Source organism: Segeticoccus rhizosphaerae, assembly GCF_009192725.1.
GTDB lineage: Bacteria > Actinomycetota > Actinomycetes > Actinomycetales > Dermatophilaceae > Segeticoccus > Segeticoccus rhizosphaerae.
In genome coordinates, this window is sequence record NZ_VOHR01000217.1 from 1 (window position 1) to 6552 (window position 6552).

Here is a 6552-nt window from a genome sequence, read left to right on the forward strand (position 1 = left end):
CCCTCGTCGGCGAACTGCGCGGCCGCGCAGCGGACTTCGGCGGCAGCGTCGTGGTGCGCGACGCGCCGCGGGCCGTCAAGGAGGCGGTCGACGTGTGGGGCCCGGTGTCGGGCCTCGCCCTGATGCGCAGCGTGAAGGACCGGTTCGACCCCGGGGCCCGCTTGTCCCCGGGACGATTCGTCGGAGGGATCTGATGGTGCAGCAGGGCAAACCCCCCGTGGCCTCGACCGCCGGCACGCTCGGCAGCGACGGCCCGTTGCGGATCGAGACGGCGCCCGCCGGCGAACCGGCCTTCGACGACCACCGGCCGCCGTCAGCGGCGATCGTCGGTGACTGCGTGCACTGCGGGTTCTGCCTGCCCTCCTGCCCGACCTACACCCTCTGGGGCGAGGAGATGGACTCCCCCCGAGGCCGGATCTACCTGATGAACGAGGGCCTTCAGGGCGAGCCGATGACCCCCGCCATGGTGCAGCACTACGACGCCTGTCTGGGCTGCATGGCCTGTGTCACCGCGTGTCCGTCGGGCGTGCAGTACGACAAGCTGATCGAGGCCACGCGGGCACAGGTCGAGCGTCGGCACCGCCGGTCGGCGAAGGAGCGGGCCCTGCGCAGCGCCATCTTCGCGCTCTTTCCCTACCCCAGGCGGCTCCACCTGCTGCGGGGACCGTTGCGGTTGCACCAGCGCTCGGGCCTGTCGAGGTTCCTGCGCAAACACGGCGTCCTGCAACGCATCTCGCCGTCCCTGGAGGCCATGGAGTCCTTGGCGCCCAGACTCGGCCGAGCCGCACCCGTGCCGGAGCGCACGCCCGCACAGGGCGTGCGCCGCGGCAGCGTCGGCCTGCTGCTCGGCTGCGTCCAGCGCGAGTTCTTTCCCGGCGTCAACGCGGCCACCGCACGGGTGCTCTCCGCCGAGGGCTTCGAGGTGCTCGCCCCGGCGGCCCAGGGGTGCTGCGGGGCCCTGTCGGCGCACAACGGCCGGGAGCCGGAGGCGCAGCGCTTCGCGCGGGCGCTGATCGACACCTTCAGTCAGCACGGGGTCGAGCACGTCATCGTCAACTCGGCCGGCTGCGGCTCCTCCATGAAGGAGTATGCCGACCTGCTGGCCGACGACCCCCAGTACGCCGAGCGGGCAGCCCAGTTCGCCGACAAGGTCCGTGACGTGGCGGAGTTCCTCGCCGAGGTGCCCCCGGTCGCCGAGCGCCACCCGCTACCGGTCGAGATCGCCTACCACGACGCCTGCCACCTCGCCCACGCCCAAGGGGTCCGGACCCAGCCGCGGCAGCTGCTGCACGGCATACCGGGTCTCACGCTGCGGGAGATCGCGGAGGGTGACCTGTGCTGCGGATCTGCGGGCGTCTACAACCTGCTCCAGCCGCAGGCTGCGCGAGAGCTCGGGGATCGCAAGGCGGCCAACGTGCAGCGCACCGGCGCGGCGTTGCTGGTCACGGCCAATCCGGGGTGCCTGATGCAGGTCGCCTCGTCGCTCGAGCGTCGGGGCGCCTCCATCGCCCTCGCGCACACCGTCGAGGTGCTCGATGCCTCGATCCGCGGTGCCTCCCCGGGATCGCTCGGGGTCGAACCCGCAGCGCGGGACACCACCGCCGTTCCGCCATCGCAGTAACCGCAGTTCCGCCACCGCAGTAACGGACTACCGAAGAGGTGACCGATGTACCGTCCGGTTCTCGATGCCGTGGGAGGGTCGCTCCTGCTGACCGCCCTGACGGCCATGCTTCCCCTGCTGGCCCTGTTCGTCATGCTCGGGGTCTTTCGCGTCACCGCATGGAAGGCCGCCATCGTCTCGTTGGTGGTGTCGATCGTGGTGGCCATCCTCGCCTACTCGATGCCCGCCGGGCAGGCCGTGATGTCCGGCGTCGAGGGCGCCGTGTTCGGGTTCTTCCCGATCCTGTGGATCGTCATCAACGCGATCTGGATCTACAACATGACCGTCGTCACCGGTCACTTCGACGTGTTGCGACGGTCGTTCGCCAAGGTCAGTGACGACCAACGCATCCAGGCGGTCATCGTCGCCTTCTGCTTCGGAGCGCTGCTCGAGGCCCTGGCCGGCTTCGGCACCCCGGTGGCGATCACCAGCGTGATGCTGATCGCCCTCGGGTTCCGACCCCTCAAGGCCGCGGTGGTGGCCCTGGTCGCCAACACGGCTCCGGTGGCGTTCGGCGCGCTCGCGGTGCCGATCACGACCCTCTCGTCGGTCAGCAACATCCCGCAGGACACGTTGGGAGCGATCGTCGGCCGGCAGACCCCGGTCCTGGCCCTGTTCGTGCCGATGGCGCTCGTCTTCATCATCGACAAGGGCAAGGGCGTGCGAGCGACCCTGCCGGCCACCGTGGTCTGCGGGATCTCCTTCGCGCTCGCGCAGTTCGTCACGTCCAACTACCTGTCGGTGCAGCTGTCGGACATCGTGGCGTCGCTGTTCAGCGCAGCCTGCGTGGTGCTCCTGATGCGCGTCTGGACACCGAGCACCGCCTTCGTGGACACCTCCGAGGAGGAGGAGGTCGCGGTCACGTCCGCGGGGACCGCACTGGGCGCCGGCTCGGGCGCGACGGTCCGGACCGACGAGCCGGTCGGCGACAACCTGGGTCTGGACGACATCCAGGCGCGCGACGCCGCCGCCCACGACAGCCCGGCCGAGGTGGCCAGGGCCTACGCGCCATACCTGGTGATCATCGCGGTCTTCGTCATCACCCAGCTGCCAGGGGTCAAGGACCTCTTCGACGCACCGACGGTGAAGTTCCAGTGGCCCGGCCTCGACCTGGCGACGCCGACCGGCGACCCGTCCACGATCCCCACCTTCAAGTTCAACTGGCTGGGTGCCGCCGGCACGCTGCTGATCATCTCCGGCCTGATCTCCATGCCGATCATCGGGATCTCACCGGCCAGGGCGTTCAGGGCCTACCTCGACACCTACAAGCAGCTGGTCGGCGCGATCGTGACCGTCATGGCGGTCCTGGGCCTCGCCTACGTGATGAACGCCTCGGGTGAGACCGCCTCGCTCGGCGCCTGGATGGCCGGGGCCGGTGCGGCCTTCGCCGTGATCTCCCCGATCCTCGGGTGGCTGGGTGTCGCGGTGACCGGCTCGGACACCTCCTCCAACTCACTGTTCGGAGCACTGCAGGTGCAGGCCGCCCACAAGACCGGGCTCAGCCCTGCGCTGATGGCCGCCGCGAACTCCTCCGGGGGTGTCCTCGGCAAGATGGTCTCGCCGCAGAACCTGGCCATCGCCGCGGCGGCGGTCGGGATGTCCGGGCGGGAGGGCGACGTCTTCCGCAAGGTGCTCAAGTGGAGCCTGCTCTTCCTGGCGTTCATGTGCGTGCTGGTCTACCTGCAGACCACGCCCGTGCTGTCCTGGATGCTCGCCGGCACCGGCGGCTGAGCCGATTTCTCGTCGAGGCCACGGACCGTGTAGCCTCGTCGCTGCACCGCTGCGCACCACGTCCGTGCGCGCGTGCAGGCCCCTATAGCTCAGTCGGTAGAGCGTCTCCATGGTAAGGAGAAGGTCAACGGTTCGATTCCGTTTGGGGGCTCGGTCCCGTGCCACCCCGGTGGCCGGATTCCCTTGGCGGGGTAGCTCAGATGGTTAGAGCGCACGACTCATAATCGTGAGGTCGCGGGATCGATGCCCGCCCCCGCTACTGGCCGTGATCTCGCCCGATTTCGCCGATCGGGTGCTGGTCGCGTAGTCTTGCGTGTCGTTGCGTGCTCACGTCGTGCAGCGCCATCGCCGAGAGTTGTGTCGCAGATCCGTGAGTTACCCCAGTTTCGAGAGCAGGTTGCCCCGTGGCCAGCAAGAGCGCCGACGTCCGCCCCAAGATCACCATGGCTTGCGTGGAGTGCAAGAACCGCAACTACATCACCAAGAAGAACCGGCGCAACAACCCGGATCGCCTGGACATGATGAAGTTCTGCCCCAACTGCGGCAAGCACACCACCCACCGCGAGACCCGCTGAGCCCACGGTTTCGCGTCCGCTGACGCACCACGCCCGACCGTCCTGCCCACCGGCAGGGCGGTCGTTCGCGTTCCCGCGGGCCCATTAGGCTCGCGGACATGGCCGTGAACGCAGACTTCCAGGGGCGCACCTACCCACCGACGCCGCCGTATGCCGTGGGCCGGGCCAAGATCCGCGAGTTCGCCGAGGCGGTCGGCGCCTCCGACCCCGTGCACGTCGACCCCTCCGTCGCGACCGGCCGCGGCTACGCCGACGTCATCGCGCCCCCGACGTTTGCCGTGCTGATCGCCCAGCAGTGCGACGCGCAGCTGATCCGGGATCCCGAGGCGGGCATCGACTACAGCCGGGTGGTCCACGGGGAGCAGCGCTTCGCCCACCACCGGCCGATCACCGCAGGGGACGAGGTCGTCGGCGTGCTGACCGTCGACAGCGTCAAGGAGGCCGGCGGGCACGCCATGGTCACCACCCGCTCCGAGCTGGCCACCACGGGGGGCGAGCCGCTCTGCACGGCCACCTCCACCATCGTGATCCGGGGAGGCGAGTGATGGCGATCCGCAAGGCCAAGGACGTCGCGGTCGGCGAGGAGCTGCCCGGCCGCACCGTCCACGTCGAGCGCGCGACCCTCGTGCAGTACGCCGGGGCCAGCCTCGACCGCAACCCCATCCACTGGGACGAGCGCTTCGCGAAGTCGGTCGGCCTGCCCGACGTCATCGCGCACGGGATGTTCACCATGGGCTCTGTCGTCGGCGTCGTGAGCGACTGGGCCGGTGACGCGGGACGGGTGGTCGAGTATGGCGTCCGCTTCACCAAGCCGGTCGTCGTCCCCTACGAGGGCGGTGCCGACATCGAGGTGGCCGCGGTCGTCAAGAAGCTCGACCAGGAGACCCGGCGGGCCGCCGTCGAGCTGACGGTCACCTGTGACGGAGTGAAGGTGCTCGGTCGGGCCTTGGCTGTCGTGGCGCTGGACTGAGCAGGCGACCACCCGGATGCGTGAGGAGCACGGCATACCGCTGGCCGGCCTGACCACCATGCACGTGGGTGGGCCCGCTGCGCGTCTCGTCACCGCTGAGAGCACCGACGAGGTCGTCGACGCCATCCGCGAGGTCGACGACGCCGACGAGCCGCTGCTCGTGGTCGGGGGCGGCTCCAACCTCGTGGTGAGCGACGAGGGGTTTGCCGGCACGGTCGTGCGCATCGCGACCCGGGGCATACGCGTCGAGTCGTCGGACCGGTGCGGTGGTGTGACCGTCCGCGTCGCCGCCGGTGAGGCGTGGGACGACGTGGTGGTGCGGGCGGTCACCGAGGGGTGGTCGGGGATCGAGGCACTGTCGGGGATCCCCGGCGCGGCCGGGTCGACGCCGGTCCAGAACGTCGGCGCCTACGGCCAGGAGGTGGCCCAGACGATCGCGCAGGTGCGGGTGTGGGACCGCCGGGAGCAGCAGGTGCGGACCTTCGCGAACGCCGACTGCCGGTTCACCTACCGGCACTCGATCTTCAAGTCCTCCAGCCGTTTCGTGGTGCTCGACGTGGTCTTCCAGCTCGCGATCAGTGAGCTGTCGACCCCGATCGCCTATGCCGACCTGGCACGCGGCCTCGGGGCCGAGGCGGGGGAGCGGGTGCCGCTGGGGGACGCGCGTGAGGCGGTCCTGGCCCAGCGCCGGCGACGGGGCATGGTGCTGGACGAGGACGACCACGACACCTGGTCGTGCGGCTCGTTCTTCACCAACCCCTTCCTGACCGACGTGGAGTTCGCCGCCCTGCACGACCGCGTCCGGGAGCGGCTCGGTGCCGATTCTCCGGCGCCCCCGCGCTTCCCCGGCGAGGGTGGCAAGGGCAAGACCAGCGCCGCGTGGCTGATCGAGCGGGCCGGCTTCACCAAGGGCTACGCGATGCCCGGTCCGGCAGCCCTGTCGACCAAGCACACCCTGGCGATCACCAACCGCGGTGACGCCAAGGCGGACGACGTCGTCGCCCTGGCGCGTGAGGTCCGCGACGGCGTGCGGGACGCCTTCGGGGTCACCCTGATCAACGAACCGGTGCTCGTCGGCCACACCCTCTGACCGATCCCCCCCGCGCGGGAAACGGCTCGCGGCGGTGCAGCGGCACGGCATACAATTTGGTCGTTCGTTCAAATTGATGTCTGAAGAGGTGCTCTCGTGGCTGGCTGGCTCATGCTCAGCGGCGCCATCGTGGCCGAGGTCTTCGCGACCGTGGCGCTCAAGGTCTCCGACGGGTTCAGCCGGTTCGTGCCCTCGGGGCTCGTCGTGGTCGGCTACCTCGTGTCCTTCTACCTGCTCGCGCGGATCCTCGCCAGGGGGATGAACCTCGGTGTCGTGTATGCCGTGTGGTCGGCTGTCGGGGTCGCGCTCATCGTCCTCGTCGACATCCTCTTCTTCGGCGAGCGCCTGAGACCCCTGCAGGTGGGCGGCCTCCTCCTGGTCGTCCTCGGCGTCGCGGCGCTCGAGCTCGGCGGCACGACGGCGTGAGCGGCCCGGCACGGGACCGTTTCGGGAATGTTCTGCCAAACCGCCGCGCTCGACGCGCGGTTCGCGTTAGCCTCACCCTGCGACCGATTGGTACGACCTG

8 protein-coding genes and 2 tRNA genes are annotated in these 6552 nt (G+C 69.9%); all 10 read left to right on the top strand.

From position 1 onward, the window contains the following. Positions 1 to 194: hypothetical protein (locus FRW57_RS15255; protein WP_203230347.1), on the top strand; the 194-nt coding region annotated here is incomplete at its 5' end. After that, positions 194 to 1621, top strand: a complete 1428-nt coding sequence (locus tag FRW57_RS15260) for a (Fe-S)-binding protein (protein WP_152186394.1) — start codon at positions 194 to 196, stop codon at positions 1619 to 1621. The genes FRW57_RS15255 and FRW57_RS15260, both read left to right, overlap by 1 nt. Positions 1622 to 1666: 45 nt before the next feature. Then, positions 1667 to 3391, top strand: a complete 1725-nt coding sequence (locus FRW57_RS15265) for an L-lactate permease (protein ID WP_152186395.1) — start codon at positions 1667 to 1669, stop codon at positions 3389 to 3391. A 78-nt stretch (positions 3392 to 3469) separates the two neighbouring features. After that, a tRNA-Thr gene (locus tag FRW57_RS15270) sits at positions 3470 to 3542 on the top strand. A 34-nt stretch (positions 3543 to 3576) separates the two neighbouring features. Continuing rightward, positions 3577 to 3650, top strand: a tRNA-Met gene (locus tag FRW57_RS15275). A 145-nt stretch (positions 3651 to 3795) separates the two neighbouring features. Further along, complete coding sequence (gene rpmG, locus FRW57_RS15280) at positions 3796 to 3966, top strand: 50S ribosomal protein L33 (RefSeq protein ID WP_137120609.1); 171 nt, start codon at positions 3796 to 3798, stop codon at positions 3964 to 3966. A gap of 98 nt (positions 3967 to 4064) precedes the next feature. Then, positions 4065 to 4511, top strand: a complete 447-nt coding sequence (locus FRW57_RS15285) for an FAS1-like dehydratase domain-containing protein (RefSeq protein ID WP_152186396.1) — start codon at positions 4065 to 4067, stop codon at positions 4509 to 4511. Next, on the top strand, positions 4511 to 4936 hold the full coding sequence (locus FRW57_RS15290) for a MaoC family dehydratase (RefSeq protein ID WP_152186397.1): 426 nt from the start codon (positions 4511 to 4513) through the stop codon (positions 4934 to 4936). The genes FRW57_RS15285 and FRW57_RS15290 overlap by 1 nt, the downstream gene beginning before the upstream one ends. Then, a complete protein-coding gene (locus FRW57_RS15295) occupies positions 4917 to 6026 on the top strand; it encodes a UDP-N-acetylmuramate dehydrogenase (RefSeq protein WP_275263153.1) in 1110 nt (369 codons plus the stop codon). The genes FRW57_RS15290 and FRW57_RS15295 overlap by 20 nt, the downstream gene beginning before the upstream one ends. 96 nt (positions 6027 to 6122) lie before the next feature. After that, positions 6123 to 6452 carry a DMT family transporter gene (locus FRW57_RS15300; RefSeq protein WP_203230348.1) on the top strand — a complete coding sequence of 110 codons (330 nt, stop codon included), beginning with the start codon at positions 6123 to 6125 and terminating at the stop codon, positions 6450 to 6452. The last annotated feature ends 100 nt before the right edge of the window (positions 6453 to 6552 follow it).